The organism is Leptotrichia sp. oral taxon 847, assembly GCF_001553645.1.
GTDB lineage: Bacteria > Fusobacteriota > Fusobacteriia > Fusobacteriales > Leptotrichiaceae > Leptotrichia.
In genome coordinates, this window is the sequence record NZ_CP014231.1 from 1,796,336 (window position 1) to 1,821,720 (window position 25,385).

Annotated in this window: 26 protein-coding genes; 22 read left to right on the forward strand and 4 right to left on the reverse strand. The window is 29.3% G+C overall.

All coding sequences use genetic code 11. From position 1 onward, the window contains the following. Positions 1–73: 73 nt before the first annotated feature. The 15 genes from ruvX (at position 74) to AXF11_RS08415 (ending at position 13,368) form a co-directional block, all read left to right on the forward strand. On the forward strand, positions 74–490 hold the full coding sequence (ruvX, locus tag AXF11_RS08350; protein ID WP_068157039.1) for a Holliday junction resolvase RuvX: 417 nt from the start codon (positions 74–76) through the stop codon (positions 488–490). Positions 491–508: 18 nt separating this feature from the next. Further along, complete coding sequence (gene secD / locus AXF11_RS08355; protein WP_068157042.1) at positions 509–1,723, forward strand: protein translocase subunit SecD; 1,215 nt, start codon at positions 509–511, stop codon at positions 1,721–1,723. Beyond that, positions 1,716–2,687 carry a protein translocase subunit SecF gene (secF, locus tag AXF11_RS08360; protein WP_068157045.1) on the forward strand — a complete coding sequence of 324 codons (972 nt, stop codon included), beginning with the start codon at positions 1,716–1,718 and terminating at the stop codon, positions 2,685–2,687. The genes secD and secF overlap by 8 nt, the downstream gene beginning before the upstream one ends. A gap of 52 nt (positions 2,688–2,739) precedes the next feature. After that, complete coding sequence (alr, locus tag AXF11_RS08365) at positions 2,740–3,822, forward strand: alanine racemase (RefSeq protein ID WP_068157048.1); 1,083 nt, start codon at positions 2,740–2,742, stop codon at positions 3,820–3,822. A 12-nt stretch (positions 3,823–3,834) separates the two neighbouring features. Next, positions 3,835–4,404 (forward strand): CvpA family protein, encoded by a 570-nt coding sequence (locus AXF11_RS08370; protein WP_068157051.1) that lies wholly within the window; start codon positions 3,835–3,837, stop codon positions 4,402–4,404. 18 nt (positions 4,405–4,422) lie between these two features. After that, positions 4,423–5,526 (forward strand): LptF/LptG family permease, encoded by a 1,104-nt coding sequence (locus AXF11_RS08375; protein ID WP_068157054.1) that lies wholly within the window; start codon positions 4,423–4,425, stop codon positions 5,524–5,526. Positions 5,527–5,548: 22 nt separating this feature from the next. Beyond that, a complete protein-coding gene (locus AXF11_RS08380) occupies positions 5,549–6,634 on the forward strand; it encodes an LptF/LptG family permease (protein WP_231724684.1) in 1,086 nt (361 codons plus the stop codon). 19 nt (positions 6,635–6,653) lie between these two features. After that, positions 6,654–7,871 carry a M16 family metallopeptidase gene (locus tag AXF11_RS08385; RefSeq protein WP_068157056.1) on the forward strand — a complete coding sequence of 406 codons (1,218 nt, stop codon included), beginning with the start codon at positions 6,654–6,656 and terminating at the stop codon, positions 7,869–7,871. 15 nt (positions 7,872–7,886) lie between these two features. Further along, positions 7,887–8,990 carry a rod shape-determining protein RodA gene (rodA, locus tag AXF11_RS08390; protein WP_068157059.1) on the forward strand — a complete coding sequence of 368 codons (1,104 nt, stop codon included), beginning with the start codon at positions 7,887–7,889 and terminating at the stop codon, positions 8,988–8,990. 9 nt (positions 8,991–8,999) lie between these two features. After that, positions 9,000–9,737 carry a pseudouridine synthase gene (locus AXF11_RS08395; RefSeq protein ID WP_231724685.1) on the forward strand — a complete coding sequence of 246 codons (738 nt, stop codon included), beginning with the start codon at positions 9,000–9,002 and terminating at the stop codon, positions 9,735–9,737. A 2-nt stretch (positions 9,738–9,739) separates the two neighbouring features. Continuing rightward, entirely contained in the window at positions 9,740–9,925 is a 186-nt protein-coding gene (locus AXF11_RS10925; protein WP_231724686.1) for a hypothetical protein, read from the forward strand. 207 nt (positions 9,926–10,132) lie between these two features. Further along, positions 10,133–10,945: an acetyl-CoA carboxylase, carboxyltransferase subunit beta gene (gene accD, locus AXF11_RS08400; protein ID WP_231724687.1), complete on the forward strand. Its 813-nt coding sequence runs from the start codon at positions 10,133–10,135 to the stop codon at positions 10,943–10,945. Between the two features lie 36 nt (positions 10,946–10,981). Beyond that, positions 10,982–11,932, forward strand: a complete 951-nt coding sequence (locus AXF11_RS08405; RefSeq protein WP_068157066.1) for an acetyl-CoA carboxylase carboxyltransferase subunit alpha — start codon at positions 10,982–10,984, stop codon at positions 11,930–11,932. Between the two features lie 188 nt (positions 11,933–12,120). Further along, entirely contained in the window at positions 12,121–12,885 is a 765-nt protein-coding gene (locus AXF11_RS08410; protein ID WP_068157069.1) for a molybdopterin-binding protein, read from the forward strand. A gap of 99 nt (positions 12,886–12,984) precedes the next feature. Further along, on the forward strand, positions 12,985–13,368 hold the full coding sequence (locus AXF11_RS08415) for a carbonic anhydrase (protein ID WP_231724688.1): 384 nt from the start codon (positions 12,985–12,987) through the stop codon (positions 13,366–13,368). Between the two features lie 65 nt (positions 13,369–13,433). Here the strand turns inward: AXF11_RS08415 and AXF11_RS08420 are convergent, their stop codons facing one another. The 4 genes from AXF11_RS08420 to AXF11_RS08435 are packed head-to-tail and all read right to left on the reverse strand — an operon-like array spanning position 13,434 to position 18,768. After that, complete coding sequence (locus AXF11_RS08420; RefSeq protein WP_068157072.1) at positions 13,434–14,135, reverse strand: M48 family metallopeptidase; 702 nt, start codon at positions 14,133–14,135, stop codon at positions 13,434–13,436. 3 nt (positions 14,136–14,138) lie between these two features. Continuing rightward, positions 14,139–15,908, reverse strand: coding sequence for an NUDIX domain-containing protein (locus AXF11_RS08425; protein WP_068157076.1), 1,770 nt, complete (start codon positions 15,906–15,908; stop codon positions 14,139–14,141). A 27-nt stretch (positions 15,909–15,935) separates the two neighbouring features. After that, on the reverse strand, positions 15,936–17,264 hold the full coding sequence (rsmB, locus tag AXF11_RS08430; protein WP_231724689.1) for a 16S rRNA (cytosine(967)-C(5))-methyltransferase RsmB: 1,329 nt from the start codon (positions 17,262–17,264) through the stop codon (positions 15,936–15,938). 43 nt (positions 17,265–17,307) lie between these two features. Next, a complete protein-coding gene (locus AXF11_RS08435) occupies positions 17,308–18,768 on the reverse strand; it encodes a glycoside hydrolase family 32 protein (protein WP_068157082.1) in 1,461 nt (486 codons plus the stop codon). 167 nt (positions 18,769–18,935) lie between these two features. Here AXF11_RS08435 and AXF11_RS08440 point away from each other — a divergent pair, with 167 nt between their 5' ends. The 7 genes from AXF11_RS08440 to AXF11_RS10725 all read left to right on the forward strand — a co-directional run bounded on the left by AXF11_RS08440 (position 18,936) and on the right by AXF11_RS10725 (position 25,374). Beyond that, the gene (locus tag AXF11_RS08440; protein WP_068157085.1) at positions 18,936–19,853 is read left to right on the forward strand and encodes a LysR family transcriptional regulator; all 918 of its coding nucleotides are present in this window, start codon (positions 18,936–18,938) and stop codon (positions 19,851–19,853) included. A 203-nt stretch (positions 19,854–20,056) separates the two neighbouring features. Beyond that, on the forward strand, positions 20,057–20,641 hold the full coding sequence (gene gmhA / locus AXF11_RS08445) for a D-sedoheptulose 7-phosphate isomerase (RefSeq protein ID WP_068157088.1): 585 nt from the start codon (positions 20,057–20,059) through the stop codon (positions 20,639–20,641). A 369-nt stretch (positions 20,642–21,010) separates the two neighbouring features. Further along, complete coding sequence (gene argC, locus AXF11_RS08450; RefSeq protein WP_068157091.1) at positions 21,011–22,060, forward strand: N-acetyl-gamma-glutamyl-phosphate reductase; 1,050 nt, start codon at positions 21,011–21,013, stop codon at positions 22,058–22,060. A 114-nt stretch (positions 22,061–22,174) separates the two neighbouring features. After that, positions 22,175–23,395 carry a bifunctional ornithine acetyltransferase/N-acetylglutamate synthase gene (gene argJ, locus AXF11_RS08455; protein ID WP_068157094.1) on the forward strand — a complete coding sequence of 407 codons (1,221 nt, stop codon included), beginning with the start codon at positions 22,175–22,177 and terminating at the stop codon, positions 23,393–23,395. Between the two features lie 144 nt (positions 23,396–23,539). Further along, entirely contained in the window at positions 23,540–24,427 is an 888-nt protein-coding gene (gene argB / locus AXF11_RS08460) for an acetylglutamate kinase (protein ID WP_068157096.1), read from the forward strand. 108 nt (positions 24,428–24,535) lie between these two features. After that, positions 24,536–25,159 (forward strand): tetratricopeptide repeat protein, encoded by a 624-nt coding sequence (locus AXF11_RS08465; protein ID WP_068157098.1) that lies wholly within the window; start codon positions 24,536–24,538, stop codon positions 25,157–25,159. A gap of 68 nt (positions 25,160–25,227) precedes the next feature. Next, positions 25,228–25,374, forward strand: a complete 147-nt coding sequence (locus AXF11_RS10725; RefSeq protein ID WP_257720986.1) for a tetratricopeptide repeat protein — start codon at positions 25,228–25,230, stop codon at positions 25,372–25,374. Positions 25,375–25,385 lie beyond the last annotated feature (11 nt).

Sequence of the window (25,385 nt, forward strand, 5' to 3'; positions counted from 1 at the left end):
TGTTATAAAATGGGTTGTAAATTTATAAGTTACTTAAATAGATATATTGAATAAACCTAGAAATGAGAAAAAAATGAAAAAATTTATTGGACTTGATGTCGGTGATGTGAGAATTGGGGTCGCAAAATGTGATCCTTTGGGAATACTTGCAACGGCACTAGAAGTGATTGATAGAAATAAAACCAATCCTGTTTCTCGAATAAAGGAAATATTAAATGACGAAAATACAAAAAAAGTAGTTGTTGGTCTTCCAAAAAGTCTGGACGGAAGTAAAAAAAGGCAAGTTGAAAAAGTCGAAGAGTTTGTGGAAGAATTAAAAAAAGAAATACCTAAGATTCAGATTATTTTTATGGATGAGAGGTACACAACGACGGAAGCTGAGCATTATTTAAAAAATTATTCTAAAAAAAATGGAAGAGAGCGAAGAAAAGTTGTGGATATGGTGGCAGCCTCGATAATTTTACAAAAATATTTAGATACATTAAAATAAAAAAGAAAGGATTTTAAAATGGAAAATAGTAAAAAGCACTATATTTGGCTACTTATTATACTTGTTGTTCCAGCTATCATCTTGTCGATGAACAAAATAAAGCTGGGACTGGATTTACGTGGAGGAACTTCAGTTGTATTGCAAGCACAAGGGAAAATTGACAAAGATACGATGAATAAAGTAAGAGACATTATTGAAAGAAGGGTAAATAGCCTTGGAGTATCAGAACCTGTAATTCAAATAAGCGGGGACGATAAATTAATCGTGGAACTTGCGGGAATTAAAGACCCTAAAAAAGCGGTTGATTTAATAGGAACAACAGCAAAGCTGGAATTTAAAATAAAAGATGCAAATGGAAATTACGGACCAACACTTTTAGAAGGTTCGGCGCTTAAAAATGCGGGAATTGGACAAGATAATTTGAGCCGTCCAGTTGTAACTTTTGAGCTAACTTCTGATGGAGCTGAAAAATTTGCAAAAATTACAAGGGAAAATAAAGGTAAACAACTTGCGATTATGCTTGACGGAAAAGAACAGTCAGCACCTCGAATTAATGAAGAAATTGCAGGTGGGAGTGGAAGTATAAGTGGAAACTTTACAATGGAATCAGCAAACGATTTGGCAAATTTATTAAAATCTGGTGCACTTCCTGTGGAAATAAAAATTGTTGAAAATAGAACAGTTGGAGCAACACTTGGAGTGGATTCAATCAAAAAGACTGAAATAGCTGGAGTAATTGCGATGATAGCAATTTCGATTTTTATGATAGCAATTTATAAAATACCTGGAATTGTGGCAGATATTGCACTACTTATAAATGGATTTTTGGTTATGGCTTCACTTAGTATGGTTGGAGCGGCATTGACACTTCCAGGAATTGCAGGGTTTATTTTGACACTTGGAATGGCAGTCGACTCGAATGTAATTACATATGAAAGAATAAAAGAAGAGATGGCGCAGGGAGATTCCCTTCACGATGCTATAGAAAAAGGATATAGTAACGCTCTTCCAGCGATAATTGATGGAAATATAACGACATTATTAATAGCAGCAGTCCTATTTTTCTTGGGAACAGGACCAATAAAAGGATTTGCCGTAACCTTATCGCTTGGGGTTGTTGTTACAATAATAACGGCGGTATTCGTTTCAAAAGTAATACTTCGTTTTGTAGTAAAAACATTTAATTTGAAAAAAGAACAGCTGTTCTGGAAGGGAGTTCCAAAAAATGACTAAATTTCGAGTGATAAAACATCAAAAATATTATTTATCATTTTCAGCAATAATGGTAATATTGTCCATAATATTTCTTTTTACTATAAAATTAAATTTGGGAATAGATTTTAAAGGTGGAAATCTTATTCAATTAAAATATCCACAAAAAGTGGAACAGATAAAAGTGAATGGAACATTGAATAGTTTGATAAGTGCGATTCCACAACTAAAAACAAAAAGAGTTCAGTTTTCAGAAACAGATAATAGTGTTATAATTAGAACAAGTCAATTGACAGATGCACAAAAAAGTGAAATGTTAACACAGCTTGAAAAAAACACTGGAAAATATGAAATTACAAAAGATGACACAGTTGGAGCAGTAATTGGAAAGGAATTGACTGTAAATGCAATAAAAGCACTTTTAATTGGAAGTATATTTATTGTGATTTACATAACTATAAGATTTGAACTGGTATATGCGATTGCTGGAATTTTGGCACTGCTTCATGACGTAATTATTTCATTTGGACTTATTGCGCTTTTTAGATACGAAATTGATACTCCGTTTGTTGCTGCAATTTTAACGATTTTAGGATATTCAATAAATGATACGATTGTAGTGTTTGACAGAATTCGTGAAAATGAAAAGAAAAACAAAAAAAATAGAGAAAATAAACCTTTTTCAGAAATTGTTGAAACAGGGATAAATCAAGTATTTACTCGTTCAATTTATACTTCGCTAACTACATTATTTTCAGTTATAGTGTTACTTATATTCGGTGGAGACTCGCTAAAAACTTTTAGCATGACATTATTTTTAGGAATGTTGTTTGGTACTTATTCATCAATATTTGTTGCAAGTCCACTAGTATATTTGATGAGAAAAATGAAAAAAAATAAAAATAATGATAAAAAACAGGAAAAATCAACTGGAACAACTAAAACAGTAAACGGATATGACGAAAAGGACAAAGTATTAGTTTAATCATAAAATAGGGGCTTTTTGCTCCTATAATAATTATAGAGGTGAATTTAAAATGCGATGTTGGGCGGAAATAAACATTAAAAATCTATATCACAATATAGACGAAATTGAAAAAGTGGCGCCAAAGGAAAAGATGATAGCGGTTGTGAAAGCAGATGCTTACGGACATGGAATGTTAAAAATATGTGAGTCGTTGATTGAGAAAGGAATCAAGCATTTCGCTGTTGCTACCGCGGAAGAAGCACTGAAAATAAAAGAGTTTGATGAGGATGTGAGCGTTCTTATATTAGGACCGATAGAATATGAATATATGGATAAAATTTCTGAAAAAAATATTTATTTTATGGTTACCGATTTTGAAGAAATCAGATATTTGGAAAAATCTCAGATTCCAACGAATGTTTTTTTAAAAGTAGATACAGGAATGGGAAGAGTTGGGTTTCAAAAATATGAAATTGATGAATTAATAGAAAAACTAAGAAATTGTAAATTTGTCAAACCAATTGGAATTTTTTCACATTTTTCATCTTCAGATACGGATGAAAAATATACTGAGTTTCAAGAGAAAAACTTTGAAGAAATTAGTAAAAAAATAATTTCAAAATTGCCGTCAGTTAAATATAAACATCTGTTAAATAGTTTTGGAAGCTTAAAATTAAAAAATGACAAATATGATTTTATAAGAGTGGGAATAATAATTTATGGTGGTGTTACCGACGAAGAGACAAGACCTTACAAATTTAAGCCTGTGATGTCGCTATTTGCTAAAATTAGCTATATTAAAACATTAAAAAATGACAGCTTTATTAGTTATGGAAATACCTACTTGGGAAAAGCAGGGCAGACTTATGCGACTGTTTCAATAGGATATGCTGACGGAGTGAGACGTGATTTGTCAAACAAAGGGTGTGTCTATTACAAAGGACATAGATGCAATATTGTGGGAAGAGTCTGCATGGATCAGCTTATAGTGCATATTCCAGATGAGTTAGTAAATGAAGTGAAAAAAGGTGATGTAGTTGAGTTTTTTGGAGAAAATATAAGCGTTTCAGAAGTTGCAGAATTATGTAATACGATTTCATATGAAATTTTATGTGGAATCAGTCAGAGAGTTCCAAGAATTTATGTAAAATAGGAGATTTTTATAATGTTGGACGTAGTATTTATAATGATGTTAGTAGTATTTCTTGTATTGGGGTACGGATATGGATTTGCTTTAGGATTTTATGATATGTTTAAATGGGTATTTATTTTATATATTTCAAAATTATTATTTAATACAGTGATTAAAAGATCTAAATCATCGTTATCTAATCAGTTGATCGTCTACATGATATTAGTGTTTTTACTGTATTTGACAATTACAATATTTTTATTTACAAAATCAAAATTTTTGAGAAAAATAAAAATAGATAAAAAATTTGAGGGAGCAGCTGGAATGTTGTTTGCTGGTGTAAAAATGTTTTTAGTTGTACTAATTATTTATGCTATAGTTGTAATAGGTGGAATGAAGAGTAAAAGAGTTAGAATATTGTGCGAAAAGAGTCAAGTAATACAAACTGTATCAGATTTTGCACCCGAATATGTAGATTTATTTCCTAAATTTATGCGATATTCCATTAAAAATTACACAGAAACAAAAAAAGAAAAAGAAAAAATAAAAGAAGTGCTGGATTATTACAGAAGAAATAATAAAGACGGCAGTTTCAAATTTTAAAAAAATAAAGGAAAAAATATGAAAACGATAGATAGATATATTTATAGTTCATTACTTTTACCGTCGCTATTTGGTATTAGTATATTTACGTTTATTATGATGCTAAATGTCGTAATGGAAGTTATGGAGAAATTATTTGCGAGTGATTTACCAGCCATGTCAATAGTGGATTATGTGTGTTATGCTATGCCTGGCGTACTTGTCCAGACTATACCGATGGGAGCGTTTTTAGGAGTGATGCTAGTTTATGGTGGACTTTCTGAAACTAATGAAATTGTTGCGATGGAAGGTTCGGGGATAGGACTTTTTAGAATAATCAGACCAGCGTTTGTTTTTGGAGTTATTCTTACAATAATTGGTTTGAGCTTAGAAATCTATGTAAATCCCAGAGCGCTCGCAAAGATTAACGCACAGACAAAGCAGATATTAGCTTCTAAACCAAATTCCTTGACGGAAGAAAAAATATTTTTGACAAATGAAGAAAAAGGATTCGGCTTTTATATTGACGAAGTAAATAATAAAACTGCAACGGCAAAACATTTTCTGTTTATAAATAAAAGAGGAGATAATCCGTATCCAATAGTATTTTTAGCAGAGAATGCAAAATTTGACCCAGGGATAATAAAATTTAAAAATGTAGACGGGTATTTGTTTCAAAAGGATGGAAGTAGCCACGTTCAAGCAAGATATCAACAGCAGGAAATCCCAATTACTACATTTTTCAGATCAGAAAAAAAACTGAAAGAAAAAAGTAGAAAAGAGATGAATTTGAAAGAATTAAAAAAATATTATAAAACAAATATTAAAGAAAAAGATCTGGAAAAAAAGGAAAATGCACTAAAAGCACTGGTAGAAATTTATCAAAGACTTATCGGACCTCTTGCAAGCACATTTTTATGTTGGCTTGGAGTATTGCTTTCAGTGGGGCATAAAAGAAGTGGAAGAGGAATAAGCTTTGGTGTCAGCTTGATTGTCATTTTTGGATATATTGGTTTAGCTAGTTATGCTAAAATTTTGGTTTTAAAAAATCATATTCCAGCAAATATTGCAATGTGGACACCAAATTTCGTACTTTTTTTACTTTGTATTTATTTTTCTATAAAAAAAATGAAGGGAAATTAAGCCAGAGAAGGAGAAATATTAAATGATAAATAGATTGGATAAATATATAATTGTAAATTATATAAAAAGTTTTTTTTTGGGTATGATGATGTTCTTTTTAATATTTTTACTGGCAGAAAGTATCAATATTACAGGTTGGATTATGGATGGGAAGTTTAAGTTTCATGATGCAATAAAATACTTAAGATATGGAATCCCTGAAATTGTAACAAATACTGCTCCATTAGGAGTGTTATTGGGAAGTCTTCTATGTATAAGTAAAATGGCAAAGCAGCTGGAAGTTACTGCAATGAAGACAAGTGGAATAAGTTTTGCAAGGGTAGTTTTATTTCCAGTAATATTTTCATTTTTGATAAGTGCAGGCGTATTTTGGTTAAATTATAGCTATTTAGGGAAATCGAATACAAAAAAGGAAAATTTAAAAGAACTAAAAGTTAATGAAACAGATGTTCAAAAGTCTAAATCTGAAAGAAATTTTGTTTTTGTAAAAATTGATAAGAATACGGTTCTTTTTAGTGAATTTGCAAGTCGTGCAACAGGTGAAATGAAAGATATTATAATTATAAAGATGGAAAAGGGATTTAAAAAAATAAGAAAAATGTACACGGCAAAAAGTGCAAAAATTAATCCAAAAACAAACAGATGGAGATTTGTTGATTTAAAAGATTATAATCTTGCAACGAATCTGACAACTCCGATAGATAACTCAAAATTGAATTTTACAGCTTCGATGGATTATGTGCTGGCAGGTCCTGTAAAAGTAAAAAATTTGACAATGCCTGAATTACGGGAAAAAGTTGTCTATTTCACAAGGGTTGGAGCTGATTCACTGGATTTACGAATAGAGTTTTATTATAGAATAGCTTTTTCACTGTCATCATTTGTCATGTGCTTTATTGGACTTTCGCTTGGAAGTAGGTATGTCAGAGGTGGAGCTGCGGTAAATATTGGATTATCGGTTATTATTGGATATGCTTATTATGGAGCTAGTACAATTTTACGTTCACTTGCTGTGTCTGGAACTATACCTATTTATTTAGCGTGTTTTTTACCTCTGGTAATATTTTTTGTCATAGGATTAAAATTATTTAAAGATGCTGAATATTAAAGAATGGAAAGGATAAAAAATGACGGAAAAAATTAAAACAAAATCAGGAATAGAAATTATTTTTGATAAATTAGAAAATATTTCAACCTGTTCGGTCGGAGTTTTTGTAAAAACTGGTTCAAGAGATGAAAGTGATAATGAAGAAGGAATTTCTCATCTTTTGGAACATATGATCTTTAAAGGGACTAAAAAGAGAAATTATTTTGAAATATCGAGTGAAATTGATTATTTCGGAGCAAGTATAAATGCACATACGACAAAGGAAGAAACAGTCTTTTATATAAATGCACTGACTGAATTTTTGGGAAAATCGGTGGACATTTTGTTTGATATAGTTACAAATTCGATCATTGATAAGGATGAACTGGAAAAAGAAAAAGACGTGGTTATTGAAGAGATAAAAATGTACAAAGATACCCCTGATGATTTAGTTTTTGAGTTAAATTATGGAGATTGCATAAATGGTCAATACAAAAAGCCGATTATTGGGACAAAAGAAAGCGTGAAAGGATTTAGTTCTGACAAAATAAAAAAATATTACAGTGAAAGATACACAAAAGACAATATTTTTATCGTAGTCTCAGGAAATTTTGACAAGAATGAAATTGTTTCAAAAGTTGACGAATATTTTGATAAATTAGGCGAAAAAAAAGTTGATAGAAGGGATAAAATTGATTTTTCATTTAATGAAGGAAAGAGAATTGAAAAGAAAGACATTAATCAAGTAAATATTTGCATATCTTTCGAAGGGCAAAAATATGACAGCAAAGACAAAGTTTATTTGGATATTTCTTCAAACATTATTGGAGGGTCTATGAGTTCCAGACTTTTTCAACAAATTCGGGAAAAAAATGGACTTGCTTACTCGGTTTACACTTATAATCAATACTATATTTCAGGAGGAGTTTTGTCGACTTACATTGGGACAAATGTTCAAAATTATGAAAAGGCAATAGAGATTACATTAAATGAATTTGAGAAATTGAGAGAAAATGGTATTTCTCAAGAAGAGCTGCAAAAGGCTAAAAATAAATATGTGAGTAAAATTGCGTTTTCATTTGAAAATCCTCGTGCAAGAATGAGTATTCTTGGAAGTTATTATTCCCGTAAAAATAAAATTTTGAAGCCTCAAAAATTAAAAGATGAAATAAATAGTGTAAAGTTAGAAGATATAAATAAATTTTTAAAAAATCAATACATCAAAAAAAATATTACAATTTTAGGAAATATAAAATAAAATTAGGAGATGAAAATGTTACAAAATCAGAGATTATTAGAACAGATAAAAAGTAGTTTTTCTCAAATGGACAAAACAATTTTACTAATAACGTATGCACTTGTAACACTTAGTACAATATTTGTATACAGTGCGACAAGAAAAGGTGGATTTGTTGGGAAAAATATTATGTGGATTACAATAGGGACAATTTTAGTAATTATTATATCGTTTATTGATTATAGGGAAGTAAAAAAATATACTGGTCATATATATGGGATATGTGTAGTTCTTTTGCTTGTTGTAAGGTTTTTAGGAAAGAAGACATTGGGAGCACAGCGTTGGATCTCACTTGGACCTTTCCAGTTGCAGCCTTCAGAATTTGTGAAAATTGCAATTATCATAATGATTGCATGTAGGATTGCAAAAGAATATAAAGATGGAATTAATAATTTAGCAGATATTGTAACAGCGATTTTACCTGTTTCACCGCTTATTCTTTTGATTTTGATTCAGCCAGATTTGGGAACAACTTTAATTACGGTTTCAGCTTATATATTTATGATATTTTTGTATGGCGCGAACATGAAGCCAATTTGGATAATTGGAACAGTTATTTTGCTTTCTGTTTATCCAGTATATAGATTTGTACTTAGCGAATATCAGAAATCAAGAGTGGAAGCATTTTTAAATCCAGAAAAAGACATCAAAAAAAGTGGTTGGCACGTTACTCAGTCTAAAATTTCAGTTGGAGCGGGAGGAGTTCTTGGAAAAGGAGTTTTACAAGGAAGTCAAAGCCGATTAGAATTTTTGCCAGAAGCACAGACAGATTTTATTTTCTCGGTGTTATCTGAAGAATTGGGATTTGCAGGTTCGGTAATGACTTTATTATTGTATTTTGGACTTATATTCAGGACGATGAGAATAACTCGGGTCATTCACGATGAATTTGGGAAATTGATTCTCTATGGAATTTCAGGAGTATTTTTTATGCACGTAATTGTAAATGTCGGAATGACAATAGGACTTGTGCCAGTTACAGGAAAACCGTTGCTTTTTATGAGTTATGGAGGAAGTTCGTTTCTTGCAGCTTTTGTAATGATAGGATTAGTTGAAAGTGTAAAAATTCATGCAGATTAGGAGAAAAATTTGGAAGAAAAAAAAGTGGTTGTAAATTCTGAAATGGAAAATATGCGGCTTGATAGATACTTGCGTAAACAGTTTAAAAATGAATCTCTTAGTAAAATTTTTGCAGCTATTAGAAATGGAGATGTGAAAGTTAATGCCAAAAAATCTAAAGAAAATTATAGACTTTCTTTGGGCGATGTTCTGACAATAAAAATATTAAAAACTTCTGAAAACAATGAAAATAATTTTGAAAAAATTAAAATAAAAAAAGAAGACATGGAAAAATATAAAAAAATGATAATTTATGAAAATGAAGATTTTTTTATTGTAAATAAGAAGGAAAAAATAGCGATGCATAAAGGAACAGGACACAAGTACGGTCTTTCTGAAGTTTTTAAAAAAATTTATGAAAATGAAAATATAAATTTTTCTAATCGCTTGGATTATGATACATCTGGACTCATAATTGGCTGCAAAAATTTGAAATTCTTACGATATATTTCAGAAAAAATTAGAAATAATGAAGTTAAGAAAAAATATTTTGCGATTGTTCAAAATAATAATAGAAATGTTGAAAATCTAAAAAAGGAAAATAAATTAAATTTTAAAATCGAAAATTATTTAACAACGACAAAAAACGGAGTAGTTGTAAGTAGTAGTCCAATTTCAAAGGATTCCAAAAAGAGCATCACATATTTTAAAGAAAAAGAGCTTGCACATTTAAAAAATTCTGAGCTATTAAAAAATAAAAAAATATAGTTTTGGATATTGATTTGGTAACTGGAAGAAAGCATCAGATAAGAGCACAGCTTGCAAGTGTAAGTATGCCAATAATTGGGGATTCTAAGTACGGTAAAAAAGGAGATAGATTTTATTTGTGCTGTTATTTTGTTTCTTTCGACAACTACAAATTTTCAATAGAAAATGAAATTTTTAATGGGATCTAGAAAGAAATTTTCTATTTTCACAAATTAAGAAAGTTTATATAATATGATTTAATAATATTAAAAAAAGTTTTTTCTAATTAAAATAAGGTATCATTTTTATTGTAACGTATGTTATATGTTGTAATTTCAAATAAAATCAATAAAAAATCAATATGTGAGAGGTAAAAAAATGGGATTATTTTCGAGTAGAAAATCAAAAAAAAGTATGTGACACTTACATCCAAATCAAAATTAACACTTGACATCGTCGATAACAACAAATGGCAAAAATGCAAATGTTGTAATGAAATTATTTACAATGAAGATTTAAAAAACAATTTAAATATTTGTCCAAAATGTGGAAATTATTTTAGGCTTACGGCATTTGAGCGAATCGAACTTTTAATTGACCACAATACATTTTTTGAAGAAGATATGACAGTTCATTCAAAAAATATTTTAGATTTTTCAGGGTACGAAGAAAAGTTGGAAGTGGCAAGAGAGAAAAGTAGAATGCTTGACGGAGTAATTAGTGGAATTGGTAAAATAAATGGGATAGAAGTCAGCATCGCAGCAATGGAATTTAATTTTATGGGTGGTAGTATGGGTTCTGTCGTCGGAGAAAAAATAACTCGTGCGTTGGAACGTGGACTTGAGGAAAAAATACCAGTTGTAATTGTCTCAAGCTCTGGTGGTGCTAGAATGCAGGAAGGAATTATTTCACTTATGCAAATGGCAAAAACTTCTGGTGCGGTAAAAAGGTTAAATGAAGCGGGAATTCCTTTTATTTCAGTTCCAGTTGATCCAACTACAGGTGGAGTTACAGCGTCATTTGCAATGCTTGGAGATGTGATTGTAACCGAGCCAAATGCATTAATCGCATTTGCGGGACCTAGGGTAATTGAACAGACGGTCAATCAAAAATTACCAAAAGGATTTCAAAGAGCAGAGTTTTTATTAGAACACGGAATGGTGGATGTTATTTCTGAAAGAAAAGATCTGAAAGAAACAATCTATAGAATAATTGAAAAATTAATATAATTTAATAAGTTTTATTAAGATTAGAGAGGAAAAAATATGAGTAGTTTAAAAGATGAAATAAAAGAATTAGAAAATAACATAGCAGAATTAAAAGATTTTTCCAAAGAAAAAAACATTGACTTTTCGTCTCAAATTTCTGAATTGGAAAAGCAGTTGGAAGAAAAATATAAAAATTTTGAGGAAAATGATATGGATGCGTGGGCTAGAATTCAAATTTCAAGAAATCCGCAAAGACCATATACGCTTGATTACATAAATGAATTGTCACAGGATTTTGTTGAACTTCACGGGGATAGATTATCCAAAGATGATCATGCAATTGTTGGAGGACTATCTACTACAGTGGATGGTCACAAGATTATGATAATTGGACATCAAAAAGGTAGAGACATAGATTCAAATATTTATAGAAATTTTGGAATGGCAAGTCCAGAAGGATATAGAAAGGCGCTAAGACTAATGAGAATGGCCGAAAGATTTAAACTTCCAATTTTGACACTGATAGATACAGCTGGAGCCTATCCGGGAATTGAAGCCGAAGAAAAAGGTCAGGGAGAGGCAATCGCTAAAAATTTGGCTGAAATGTTTGGATTAAAAGTACCTATTGTATCTGTTGTCATTGGAGAAGGAGGAAGCGGGGGTGCACTTGGAATAGGAGTTGCAGATTCTGTACTTATGCTTGAAAATAGTGTATATTCCGTTATTTCGCCGGAAGGATGTGCTTCAATACTTTTCAATGATGCTTCAAAAGCTCCAGAAGCTGCCAAAAATTTAAAAATGGATGCGATAAGTCTAAAAAATTTAGGAATTATTGATGGGATAATTAAGGAGCCACTAGGTGGTGCTCACAGAGATTTTGAAAAAACAGTAGAAAATTTAAGAATGGCTGTTTCGGAAGAATTTAAAAAAATAGATAAATTTTCTATCGAGGAATTACTTGAAAGAAGATATGAAAAATTTAGAAAAATGGGAGAGTTTTTTGAGTAACTGGATTAAAAAATCTATAATTTAAAAAATAAAAATAATTTTAAATTTTAAAATACGTTATTTCAAGAATTACACGATACTACAAACAAAAGTTTTTGTAAAATTTAGTAACAATTTTGACATATCTATGTAGTGATTTACTTTTTTCTATATTTTACAAAAATGAATAATAAAAAATGGGAGAAATAATGAAAGCAGAAATTATTTGCGTTGGGACAGAATTACTTGTCGGAGATATTGTTAATACAAATTCACAATATATATCTAAAAAATTTACAGATACAGGAATAGACTTATATTATCAAACAACAGTTGGAGATAATTATGAAAGATTAAAAGAATGTCTTGATATAGCGTTTAACAGAGTGGATTTAGTCATTACAACAGGTGGACTTGGACCTACAATTGACGATATTACGAAGGAAGTGGTCGCCGATTATTTTGGCGTTGAATTGGAGATGATAGAAAGATACTATGATCTGATTGTGAAAAGATATAGTGAACGAGGATTTTTTGAAGTTGCAAGTGGCGGAGAAAAAGAAGCTTCAATTTTAAAAGGCTCAGTACTTTTGGAAAACGAAGTTGGACTTGCACCAGGATGCTTTTTTGAAAAAAATGGTAAAAAAATAATAATTTTACCTGGACCTCCAAAAGAAATGACTCCGATGTTTGACAATTATGTATTGCCACTTTTAAAACAATATTCAAGTTCAGTTTTACTTATGAAAACTTTGGAAATAAAAGGTGTACCGGAAGGAAAAATTGATGATAGACTAAAAGATTATTTTCAGATGGTTAATCCGTCAGTTGCGCCATACGCCAAAGAAAAATGTGTTCACGTGAGAATTGCTGTAAAAGGAAAAAGAGAAAAAGAAGAGGTCTTATGGGAAAAAGTGGACAAAATAGTAGATGAAATAAAGGATATTTATCCACAGGCAACGGAAATAAAATAATAAATTTATAAAAATAGAAGTAGAGAAAGTTAATAAATATAATATTTTTTGTAAAGAATAAAAGAAAGGAGTGTATGGTATTTACCATACAAGAAAAAAATGTTTTGTACATTAATTTGCTGTATGGATGGGAGATTTATTCACATTCTTAATGAATATATAAGAAACAATTACAAATATAAATATGTGGATACAATTACAGATGCAGGACCTGTAAATAAAATTATTACACATGAAAATTATTTAAAATCTGTGGAAGACAAAACTGTGATGATTTCAGTCAACAAACACAAATCAGATCACATATTTATTGCTGGACATAGTGATTGTGCTGGATGTCCGATAGATGACGAAACTCAAAAAAATTATATAATTCAAGCTACAGAAAAAATGCACTTAGATTTGCCGCATGAATCAGTAACGGGACTGTTTGTTTATGAAAATGGAAAAATTGAGATCTTGTCGGATTTCAAAAAAAGTTAAGAATTTAAAAATTGAAAAATAAAAACCCATTTAAAATTATTCTAAATGGGATTTTTATTAAAAAATTAATAATGATGTTTTGCGTTTAACATTTTTTCAGCATTTTTATAATTTGGCATATACTTTTCCACATAGTTATAAAATCCTTTAGCGTGGTTAGGGTATTTTAAATGAGCAAGTTCGTGTAAAATTACATATTCAATTTCAAATGGAGTATGCTTTATAAGTTCCACATTTAAAGTTACATATTTTTTTATGTAATTACAAAATCCCCATTTTTTGTTTAAAGGCTTTATTGAAAATTTTTTTACGTCTTCATTTAAAATTTTTATCCATTTTTCCAAGAGTTTAGGAAAAATTTTTTTTGCATTTTCAAAATACCACTTTTCCAAAATTTTCTTTTTTTCATCTGAATTATTAAAAATACTACTATTAACCATCAAAATAATTTCATTTTTTTTATCATTATTTAAAGCTACTCGATTAACATTTCCAATTTTTACAGTTAAAATGTATTTTTGTCCCAAAAATTTGTGGGTTTCACCTGTGGTGTATTTAGGTTCTTTTTGTTCTTCTTTTATTTTTTCGAGTTTTTTTAGGACATTTTTTATCCAGTTTTCTTTTGAAATTAGGAAGTTTTTTATATAGTCGCTGTGTAAATTTTCTGGAGCGGAAATATAAATTTCCATATTTGGTTTTATTCTCAAATTTATGTTTTTAACTTTTTTTCTATGAACTTCATACCCTAATATTTTTTCAGTTTTCATAATTTAATTGTCTAAACTTTCTAAATTTTTTTGCTGCAAAATTTTATTGGAATTTTCTAAAACTTCCTTTTGCAGGCGGTAAGTTATTGTTTTTAGTGCTTCTTCAAAAGAGCACCATTTATATGCTTCGATTTCGTTTTTGTCGATAACTACTTCTTCATTGTCCGTTGCTCCAATAAAAAACGTGACTTTTTTTATTGTAGTTTCGTTTGGAATATATTTTATTTCATATTTTTTGTCAGAGACAATATTTATTTTAATTCCAGTTTCTTCCAAAACTTCTCTTTTAGCTGTCTCAATTTGAGTTTCATATTTTTCAATATGTCCTTTTGGAAATCCCCAATTTCCGTTAAACATTTTTACAATTAAAAATTTTTTTATTTTATTGTTAAAAACAATGGCGCCACAAGAATTTTCATATTTAAAATTTTGACACAAATTATATTTTTTTGCCAAATATTTTATTAGTTCCTCTTTTTCATTTTTTAATTCGTCTGAAAGAACAAGTTCGTACAATTCATTTTTTATTTTTCCGATTTCTCTATTTTCAAATTTTAAATTTATCAAGTCAATTCCTGTCAAATCTAAATCTTTTATACTTGGAATATTCCCTTGTTTTTTCAAATTTTCAATTCTATTAAAAAAATCATCTAAAATTTTTTGATTTTCTTCTTTTGATTTTATATTTTTAGAATTTAAATCGGCAGAAAGTAAATTAAATAGCCGCTTTAAATTTTTCTCTTCAAAATTAATTATTAATTTTTTTAAAGCTTTATCAGAAACTTCCTGATAGATTAACATGTGATTTAAAATAATTTTTTTTACTGAATTTATGAATTCTTTTGGTGCTCTCAATTCTCGCAGCTCTTCTTCAGCAATTAGGGCACTTTCTTTTTCGTGTCCATAAAAATGAAATATCCCTTTTGCGTCAATACTTTTTGTATTAATTTTTCCCAAATCGTGAAAAAGTGCTGCAAATCTCGTAATTAAATCTTTGTCGCAAAGGTTCACAACTTTAATTATATGATGGAACAAATCATCGGTATGGTATGGATTATTTTGGTCAAAGTTGTAAGTATAGCGAAATTCGGGAATTATAAATTCTAAAATTTTTAAAGATTTCATTTTTTTTAGAGCCTTCACAGCATATGGAGCAATCAAAATTTGACTTAATTCATCAAAAATTCTCTCGTGAGAAATTTTATTTAAAAATTTTCTTTTTTCGCAAATTGCTTCAGCAGTCTTTTTATCAAGATTAAAGCCTAATTTTGCCATAAATCTGAAAGCTCTTAAAATTCTTAGCGCATCTTCTTCGATTCTCAATTTTGGATTTCCAACAAATCTTATAGTTTTAGTTTTTAAATCCTTTAATCCGTCGAAAAGGTCAATAATTCCAGTTTTTTCACTGTATGCCATCGCATTTATCGTAAAATCCCGACGGGACAGATCATCTTCAATTTTTTTTACAAATTTAATTTCTTTTGGGTATCTGCTGTTATAAACTCCAGTTTCACGACGAAATTTTGCAATTTCATAATCTACGCCATTTAAATGAATCATTAAAATTCCAAAGTGAGCGCCGACTTCTTTTGGTGAATAATCGGAAAAAATCACCTTTAGAGCTGAATATTCAATATCAGTAGCAAAATCGAAATCTCCAGGATCACGATGTAAGATTAAATCTCGTAGTGCTCCTCCAACAAGAAATCCACTTCCATTTGCATTTAACTTTTGCATTATAAATTTTATGTCGTCACTAAAATTAAATTGCATACTAACATATCCTTTCTGTTCTATTAATTAATCACCGTCATATTTTTTTATTTTTTTAAATTTTGCTATATAAAATCCGTCTAAATATTCATTTTCATAAGAAATATAAATGCCGCCAAATTCATCTTTTAAAACTTTGACATTTTCTGGAATTACAACTTCTTCAATTTTTAAATTTTTATATTTTTCCAAAAAATATTTAACATTATTAGTATTTTCATTTTTGGAAAAAGTACAAGTGCTGTAAACAATTTCTCCATCATTTTTTAAGGAATTAAATGCACTTTCGAAAATTTTCTTTTGAATTTTTTTTAGATTTTTAAAATCGCCTGATTCTAATTCATATATTTTTTCAGGCTTTTTTCGGAGTACTCCAAGTCCACTGCAAGGCATATCTAAAAGAATTTTGTCAAATTTTTTATTCAAATTTTCAATTTTTGTGGCATCATTTAACTTCACTTCAAAATTTTGATATGCATATCTATTTTTTAAATCTTGCAGAATTTTAATCTTATGCTCGTGAATGTCAGTAGAAATAAGTAATTTTGGATTAAAAAGCTGTAAAATCGCAAGTGATTTTCCGCCTGGAGCGCTGCAAGCATCTAGAACAATGTCATTTTGAGAGGCTTTGAGGTTTTTTACTGCCAAATACGAAGAAGCATCTTGAATTACTATTTCTCCATTTTTAAAACTTTCAGTTTCAAAAATATTTGCATTGGATAAATAATAAACTTCTCCGACTGAAAATAAAATCTGAGTATCAATTTTGTTTAATAAATTTTCAAATGTTTCTTTTGTAAATTTATTTTTGTCGTATCTCACAGAAAGATAACTTCTCTTTTTATAAGATTTCATAATTTCTAGATAATCATCTGGAAAATCCAACTTTAACTTATTTACAAACCACTGTGGGTATGAGTAAATTATGCTCTCTTTTTTAGTTGGTAAAATTTCTTTGTCAAAATTTTCTTTATTTTTTAAAATATTTTGCAAAGTTGCATTTATGAATCCTACTTGGTGTGAATTAATTATTTTTGCAATTTCTCCTGCTTCAAATACAACTCCCGAATTGTCGGAGTTCATAAAAAAAAGTTGCGCTACAGAAATTCTCAAAAGCTGTTTTATTTTTCTTTTTTTTATATTTTTAGTACATTTTTCAATTAGATAATCAACATAAATTAAATTTTTTATCACAATATTTATAATATTAGTAATAAACAATTTTTCTTTTTTAGAATATTTATTCTTTGTAAAGTAGTAGTTAAGTTGAATATTACTATATTTTTTTTCATATAAAATATCATCTAAAAGATTTACTATATCAAGTTTTATATTATTTTTTTTTGTTTTAATCAATGTTTTTATTTCCTTACTGTTTATATTTCATATTATATTTTTTCTATTTCCATTCCCATTTTTCAAGTTTTACTTTCGTTTCATTTGGGGCAAAAACAATAATTTTATCAGCATTTTCTGAAGGGAAAATTCTTGAAGAAAACACTTCTTCCCCATTATTTACAAAAATTTCTACAGAAGAATTATCGACAAAAATTCTAAGTTCTAAATCTTTTCTATCGTCTAAAAAAACTTTTCTTACGCTTTTGTCAGCTTGTGCTCCGCAACTTCTGTCAAGAACTAACTTTTTAGCTTTAAAGTCAAATTTTACAACAGTTTCACTATCTTTTCCAACTCTCAATTTTAATCCAAAGTCTGAAGAAATATCACTAAATTTGGCAATTAATTCGTAAGTTTTCCCTTTTCCAATTTCTTTTTCTCCTTTAACCAAACCTTCAAATTCAGTTTTTTTACCTCTTATCGAAACCATTTCAGAAATCGGCTCTTGATAAAGCTTTCCATCTCTCACTTTTAACTCTCTTGGCAAAGTCAAGCAATGTATCCATTCATTCTTAACTGTGGGAAAATCTTCGTTTTCAGGAACTCCCATCCATCCCACAACAATTCTTCTTCCTTTGTCATCTTCCATTGATTGTGGTGCGTAAAAATCGTGTCCTCTATCAATTTCCACAAATTCTGAACTAATTTCAAATTCTGGTTTTTCGTAATTTAATTTTCCAAAAAAATATCCTGTCTGATATTTATTGTTGTATAAATCTCCTTGTGGTTCCAATCCTTGTGGCGAAACTACCAATAAATCGACAATTTTTCCAGTTTTTTCATCTTTTAACTGAAAATAATCTGGGCATTCCCACATAAATCCAAAGTCTTTTAATTTTCCGTGATTAGCTCCAGCAATTTCGCCTTTAAATTTCCAATCTTTTATATTTTCTGAAGAATAAAGTACAACTTTTCCTTCCAATTTTTCACTTTGAATTCCAAGAACTGCATAATATTTTCCATCTTTTTCCCAAATTTTGGGATCTCTTATATGTCTTGTATATCCATCTGGCTGATTTATTATGCTTGGCTCCCATCTGTCAAAATGTTCACCATCTTCTGAAACAGCAATACATTGATAAGATTCTCTGTTTCCTTTTTCATCTTTTACATTTCCAGTGTAAAATAAATAAAGTTTTCCGTCAATCACAATTCCACTTCCAGAATATACTCCGTTTTTCGAATACCAAGTATCAGGTCTTAGCGCAGTTTCGCATCTTTCCCAATGCAACAAATCATGGCTTACGCTGTGAGCCCAAGTTTTGTTTTTATGTTCCGTACTAAGTGGATTCCATTGATAAAACATATGGTATTTGCCTTTAAATTGAGAAAATCCGTTGGGATCATTTATAAGTCCCACAATTCCTTGAATATGATATTTTTGTCGCCAGAAGTCACTGTCAACAACATCCTTATTTTTTAAAATAGCTTTTTCTTCATCTTCTTTCACTTGTTTAAAATCCATAATATTTCCCACTTTCACTAATAAAGTCATATTTAATATTTTACCACATTTTATTTGTTTTTCCAAATTTTAATAATTAAAGGGACAGTGTAAAAATTTTATTAGGTGGACAAAAAATAAAAAATAAGTTATAATATAAACAAAATATATGATTGGAGAAAGTTTGAATGGATATACATCATTTGAAAATTTTTTTTGAGGCGTGTCGGGAAAAAAGTTTTACAAAAGCAGCAAAAAAACTGTATATTAGTCAATCAGCGGTGTCTATACAAATAAAAAAATTGGAAACAAAATTAAATATACAACTTATAGAGAGAAATTCAAAAAATTTTAAGTTGACATTTGCGGGAAAAGAATTGTATCGAATGTCAAAAGATATTTTTGATAAAATTTTGAGAATGGAGACAGAAATGCAAAGAATTGCCTATTATGGCAAGGGAAAAATATCAATTGGAGCGACTCACAATATTGGAGAGCCGGTTCTACCTAAAATAATGGTTGAATTTAAAAAAAAATATCCTGAAATAGAGTTTGATTTGTATATAAAAAATAGAGAATCACTTATGCGCCATTTGAAAGAGGGAACAGTTGATGTTGCTTTGATGGAAGAATATTTTATTGAAGACAAGGAGCTTAAAATCATTGAAACTGAAGAATATCCATTTGTAGTTATAGCAGGAACCCAGATTTCCAGTTATGAGGAACTAAAAAATTTAAAATTATTAAAGCGAGATACGATTCTTACAAACAAATATTTAGATTTATTTGAAAAAATTATAGGTTTTAATTTAGAAAATCGCATTATAATTAACGGAAGTATTGAAACAATGAAAAGTATGATAGAAAGCGGAATAGGCTTTGCAGTTTTACCATATTACTGTGTTTATGAAGAAATACTTCGTGGCTCGTTAAAAATTGTTCATAGCTTTGAAAAATGGGAAGAAAAATTTCAAATTGTATATATAAAAGAAAATGGTGAAAAAGAAGGAATAGAAAAGTTTGTAAATTTTGTAAAAGATTATAAAATTAATAGAAATTATTCTGAAGAAAAAGTAAATGATTTGATATTCAAAAATGTTGAATAAATAAAAATAATAAAATTTATCTTGTCGATTGCACAAATATTGTTCTATAAATTTTTTAGATGAAAAATTTTTAATATAATGCAATATGTGATTGTTAGAATAAATTGTTTAATATAATTTATTTAAGAAGTTTTCTGCTTTTAACTTAGTGGGAATAGTTATAGTTCACTTTTTAAGGTAGATTTTAAATTTGGAGGTAAAAAATGTTAAAAGAAAATATAAGAAATTCGTATTTGACTGCTTACGAAACTGTCAAAAACTTTGTGGAAAATGACGAAAACATTGAAAAAACAACTAAAATTTCAGAAGAATTGGCAGCTGCTTACAGAGATGGGAAAAAGTCGTTAATTGCTGGAAATGGTGGAAGTAATTGCGATGCCATGCATTTTGCAGAAGAATTTACAGGAAGATTTAGAAGTGATAGACGTGCTTTGCCATCAATTAGTATAAGCGATAGTTCACACATCACTTGTGTTGGAAATGATTTTGGATTTAATTTTATTTTTGCAAAAGGAGTGGAAGCCTTTGGTCAAAAAGGAGATTTTTTCTTCGGAATCTCAACTTCAGGAAATTCTCAAAATATAATTGAAGCGATGAAAGTGGCAAAAGAAAAAGGTTTAAAAACAGTTGCACTTTTGGGAAAAAACGGCGGGAAATTAAAAGGTTTTTGTGATTATGAATTTATTATTCCAGGAGAAACTTCTGACAGAATTCAAGAAGTTCATATGATGATTTTACACATCATTATTGAAGGAGTGGAAAGAATTTTATTTCCAGAAAATTATTAATAAATTTATTTAGTCAATTTATTTTTTTATTTAAAGCATAAATAAAATATATGTATTTATATAAAACTTATATATTTAAATTATTGAAATTTTGTGATAAATATGGTATATTAATGTTGTAAAATAAATTAAATGGAATGGAGTGAAATATTATGAAATTAGTTAGAAGGATAAGGGAAAGAAAAATAATGACAATTTATTCGTGCAATCCTTTATCATTGCTAATTTTTTAATATTTTTTAGGAATATAATATAAAAGTCAGCAATTTTGAAGTTGCTGGCTTTTTTTCCTTTAATTTAAAAATATTTAAAGAAAAAGGCCTAAAAACTAGGCTTTTTTTATTTAAAAAAAAGTAGGAGGAGAAAGAGATGATAAAAGCAGGAATTGTAGGAGCAACAGGGTATGCAGGACAGCAGTTATTATGGATTTTAAACAATCACAAAGAAGTGAAAGTGGAATTTATTTCATCGCATTCATTTACAGGAGAGAATATTGGAAATATTTATAAAAATTATAAAAAATATTTTGAAAAAAAATTGATTTCGTTGGAAGAAATTAAAGAAAATCTGGATAAAATAGATGTACTATTTTTAGCACTACCTCATGGAATGTCAGAAAAGATAACAAAATCAGCGCTTGAAAACAATGTAAAAGTCATAGATTTGGGAGCAGATTTTAGATTAGATGATTCAGAAATTTATGAAAAATGGTATAAAGTGAAACATAATTATCCAGAAATCAATAAAAATGCGGTTTATGGTCTTCCAGAACTTTATAAGGAAAAAATTAAAAATACGAAAGTTGTGGCGTCTCCTGGATGTTATCCGACTTCAGCAATTTTGGGAGTGGCACCATTATTAAAAAATGAACTTATTGATACGAAAAAAATTGTTGTTGACTCAAAGTCAGGAGTTTCGGGAGCTGGAAGAAATGCTAAATTGGATTTGATTTATGCTGAAGTAAATGAAAATTTTAAGGCTTATAATGTTTTGAAGCATAGACATACATCTGAAATAAAGCAAGAGATGGATAAATTAGCGAATGGGAATATTAATTTAGTATTTACTCCGCATTTGTTGCCGATAAATAGAGGGATTCTTTCGACAATTTATTTGGATGTGAAAGATGAGTTTAAGGAAAGTTTGACAGAAAAAAAAATCTATGAGATTTATAATGAATTTTATAAAAATGAGTATTTTGTGAGAGTTACAAAAGATTTGCCAGAGATAAAAAATGTGAAAAATAGTAATATTTGCGAGATTGGGGTTCGATATGACAAGGAATTTGGGAACATCGTTGTCGTGTCGGCGATTGATAATTTAATAAAAGGTGCTGGTGGACAGGCGGTTCAGAGTATGAACATTTTATTTGGATTTGAGGAAAGTGAAGGATTAGAATTTTTGTCGATGTATTTATAAAAATATTTTGTTAATAAGATTTTATTAATAGGATTTTACAGATAAAAAAGAAAGGAGCGTGTGATTTATAATTTTTAGAAAATAATTGAAAATTATTTATCATACAAAAGTTATATGAAAATAATAGAGAATGGTACGATTACTGACGTTAAAGGGATTAAAGCGACTGGAATATCGGCAAAATTGAAAAAGAGCGGGAAAAAAGATATGGCTTTGATTTATAGTGAAGAAAAGGCGGTTTCAGCTGCAGTTTTTACAAAAAATTTGGCAAAGGCTGCACCAATCATTTTGGATATCAAACATATAAAAAATGAGAATACACAGGCGATTGTGGTAAATAGTGGGAATGCAAATTCTTGCACGGGAAATACTGGACTTGCGAATGCTAAAAAAATGACTGAGCTAGTTGCGAATAAATTGGGACTTAAAGCTGAGGAAGTTTTAGTTCAATCAACTGGGATTATTGGAGTTCAGCTTGATATGGAAAAAATTGAGAATGGGATTGAGAAAGTTGTGGAAAACTTGTCGGAAGATGGCGGAATTGATGCGGCTACTGCGATTATGACGACTGACACTTTTGTCAAGCAGATTTGCTTGGAAATTGAGATTGATGGGAAAAAGGCGAAAGTGGCTGGAATGTGCAAGGGTTCTGGAATGATTCATCCGAATATGGCGACAATGCTTTCATTTGCTGTAACTGATGTGAATATTGAAAAATTACTGTTGCAAAAAATGTTTTCTGAAATTGCTGACAACACTTTCAATATGATTTCAGTCGATGGAGATACGAGCACAAATGATATGGCTTGTGTTTTAGCGAATGGACTTGCAGGAAACGAGAAGATTGTTAATGAAGATTCGGTTGGATATGATGAGTTTAAAAAGGCATTGTATAAAGTGAATGAAGAATTGGCAAAATTGATCGCAAAAGATGGAGAAGGTGCGACAAAATTGATTCAAGTTACAACAAATGGAGCGAAAATGCTGGAAGATGCGAAAAAAGTTTCAAAATCAGTTATCACTTCAAGTCTTTTCAAAGCGGCAGTTTTTGGTGGCGACCCAAACTGGGGAAGAATTTTGTGTGCGGTTGGATATTCAGAAGCTGATTTGATGATTGACAAGGTTAATATTTTCTTAAAAGATGGAAATGATATGGTTCAAGTTGCAAAAAATGGGATGGCACAGGATTTTGATGTTCCAAAAGCTGAGAAAATTTTAAAGTCTGAGACAGTTGAAATAATTATTGAATTAAATGATGGGGAGTTTGAAGCGACTGCTTGGGGATGTGATTTGAGTTATGATTATGTGAAAATTAATGCGGAGTATCATACTTAATAATTTTTAAAATAAAATTTATGATTTTAAGAATTATTTGTTAGTAAGTTTTTCAAGATAAATTTTTAAAAGAATTATTTATAAAATTAAATTTTTGAAAAATTAAAAAAGAAGAAAAATTTTAATAATGAAGAAAGGGAAAATATGATTTCAAATTTAGATAAAGCAAAAATTTTGGTAAAGGCATTGCCGTTTATAAAAAAGTATCATAGTAAAACGATTGTGATTAAATATGGTGGAAGTGCGATGGTTAATCCTGTTGCACGTGAGCAGTTTATTCAAGATGTAGTTCTTATGAAATATGTTGGGATAAATCCTGTGATTGTGCACGGTGGAGGGCCTGAGATAAACGAGATGCTTCAAAAAATTGGGAAAGAGAGCAAATTTGTTGCAGGAAATCGTGTGACTGATGAAGAAACAATGGAGATTGTGGAAATGGTGTTATCTGGGAAAGTCAATAAAGGAATTGTGTCAGACATCAATAAATATGGTGGGAAAGCTGTTGGTCTAAGTGGAAAAGACGGAAATATGGTGTTTGTTGAGAAGAAGTTTGTTGAAGTTAATGGAGAAAAGGTTGATATCGGATTTGTCGGAGAGATTAAGGAAATTAATACGGAAGTTATAAAATTGTTGGAGATAAATGATGCAATTCCTGTGATTTCATCGATTGGAGTAGACAAAAATGGTAAGACATATAATATTAATGCGGATTATGTGGCAGGTGCGATTGCTGGGAAATTACAGGCAGATAGATTGATATTTTTGACAGATGTTGATGGAATTTTGCTTGATTACAATGATAAACAGACACTTATTGATGAAATTGATGTGGAAAATGTGAACGATTTAATCGAGCGAGGAATTATTAGTGGTGGAATGTTGCCAAAAGTTACAACTTGCTTGAATGCGATTGAAAATGGCGTGGAAAATGTTGTTATTCTAAATGGAAAATTGGAACATTCTGTGATTCTTGAGTTGTTTACAGTCGAAGGAGCTGGAACACTTATAAAAAAGGATAATTCTATTGACTAAAAACAGTATTTAAAAGGAGTAATAGAAACGAATGAAATAAAAAAATATAGTGAGAGGAGTGTCTGATATTTTATATAATTATTTATATATTTATTATACGAGAATATTATGAAAAAAAGATGTATTTTATTTTTATTAGGATTAATAATTTCAATAAATGGTCTAGCAGAAACAAATATGGAGTTGGCAAAAAAATATTATGAAAAAGGAGATTATACACAAGCAATTAAATATTATAAATTAGTTGAGAAGGAAAATAGCGATGATTCAGAGTCTGCAATATTTAGGTTAGGATATATTTACCAGAAGCAAAAAAATTATGATGACGCTGAAAAATATTACAAAATATTAGCGGATAAAGGATACACAACAGCAATGATTAATTTATCAAATGTTTATAAAGAAAAAAAAGATTTTGGAAATATGGAATTATATCTTAGGGCAGCGGCAGATAAAGGGAATTTAGATGCTATGTATAATTTAGGAAATTGGTATGGAAAATCAGGATTATTTTCTAAAGCAGAAGCATATTTAAAAACAGCGAGTGAAAATGGACATTTAAAAGCGACTTATAATTTGGCACTTTTATATTCTAGAGCAGGTTCAAAATATTATTCTCAAAGTGAAAAATATTTTAAATTGGCTAGTGAAAAAGGTCTTATAGAAGCAACAAACAATTTAGGAATACTTTATAAAAATAAAAAAAGTATGCTGAAGCTGAAAAATATTTAAAAAACGCATTAGAAATATTAATTCAAAAACCTGATTATAAAAGTGATACTGAAAATTTAGAAGGTCTTATAAATGATAATTTAGGTGATTTATATAAAGAAATGAAAAAATACGATGAATCGGAAAAATATTATAAACAAGCGATAAAAACTAAATTTAAAAAAGCAGAAGAAGATTTACAGGATTTATATAAACTGATGAAAAATAAAAAATAAAGGAGAAAATT

Excerpts from the sequence above, each read along its gene's own strand:
- ruvX (WP_068157039.1), top strand. The coding sequence starts at position 74 with ATGAAAAAATTTATTGGACTTGATGTCGGTGATGTGAGAATTGGGGTC.
- secD (WP_068157042.1), top strand. The coding sequence starts at position 509 with ATGGAAAATAGTAAAAAGCACTATATTTGGCTACTTATTATACTTGTT.
- secF (WP_068157045.1), top strand. The coding sequence starts at position 1,716 with ATGACTAAATTTCGAGTGATAAAACATCAAAAATATTATTTATCATTT.
- alr (WP_068157048.1), top strand. The coding sequence starts at position 2,740 with ATGCGATGTTGGGCGGAAATAAACATTAAAAATCTATATCACAATATA.
- AXF11_RS08370 (WP_068157051.1), top strand. The coding sequence starts at position 3,835 with ATGTTGGACGTAGTATTTATAATGATGTTAGTAGTATTTCTTGTATTG.
- AXF11_RS08375 (WP_068157054.1), top strand. The coding sequence starts at position 4,423 with ATGAAAACGATAGATAGATATATTTATAGTTCATTACTTTTACCGTCG.
- AXF11_RS08380 (WP_231724684.1), top strand. The coding sequence starts at position 5,549 with ATGATAAATAGATTGGATAAATATATAATTGTAAATTATATAAAAAGT.
- AXF11_RS08385 (WP_068157056.1), top strand. The coding sequence starts at position 6,654 with ATGACGGAAAAAATTAAAACAAAATCAGGAATAGAAATTATTTTTGAT.
- rodA (WP_068157059.1), top strand. The coding sequence starts at position 7,887 with ATGTTACAAAATCAGAGATTATTAGAACAGATAAAAAGTAGTTTTTCT.
- AXF11_RS08405 (WP_068157066.1), top strand. The coding sequence starts at position 10,982 with ATGAGTAGTTTAAAAGATGAAATAAAAGAATTAGAAAATAACATAGCA.
- AXF11_RS08410 (WP_068157069.1), top strand. The coding sequence starts at position 12,121 with ATGAAAGCAGAAATTATTTGCGTTGGGACAGAATTACTTGTCGGAGAT.
- AXF11_RS08415 (WP_231724688.1), top strand. The coding sequence starts at position 12,985 with ATGTTTTGTACATTAATTTGCTGTATGGATGGGAGATTTATTCACATT.
- AXF11_RS08420 (WP_068157072.1), bottom strand. The coding sequence starts at position 14,135 with ATGAAAACTGAAAAAATATTAGGGTATGAAGTTCATAGAAAAAAAGTT.
- AXF11_RS08425 (WP_068157076.1), bottom strand. The coding sequence starts at position 15,908 with ATGCAATTTAATTTTAGTGACGACATAAAATTTATAATGCAAAAGTTA.
- AXF11_RS08435 (WP_068157082.1), bottom strand. The coding sequence starts at position 18,768 with ATGGATTTTAAACAAGTGAAAGAAGATGAAGAAAAAGCTATTTTAAAA.
- AXF11_RS08440 (WP_068157085.1), top strand. The coding sequence starts at position 18,936 with ATGGATATACATCATTTGAAAATTTTTTTTGAGGCGTGTCGGGAAAAA.
- gmhA (WP_068157088.1), top strand. The coding sequence starts at position 20,057 with ATGTTAAAAGAAAATATAAGAAATTCGTATTTGACTGCTTACGAAACT.
- argC (WP_068157091.1), top strand. The coding sequence starts at position 21,011 with ATGATAAAAGCAGGAATTGTAGGAGCAACAGGGTATGCAGGACAGCAG.
- argJ (WP_068157094.1), top strand. The coding sequence starts at position 22,175 with ATGAAAATAATAGAGAATGGTACGATTACTGACGTTAAAGGGATTAAA.
- argB (WP_068157096.1), top strand. The coding sequence starts at position 23,540 with ATGATTTCAAATTTAGATAAAGCAAAAATTTTGGTAAAGGCATTGCCG.
- AXF11_RS08465 (WP_068157098.1), top strand. The coding sequence starts at position 24,536 with ATGAAAAAAAGATGTATTTTATTTTTATTAGGATTAATAATTTCAATA.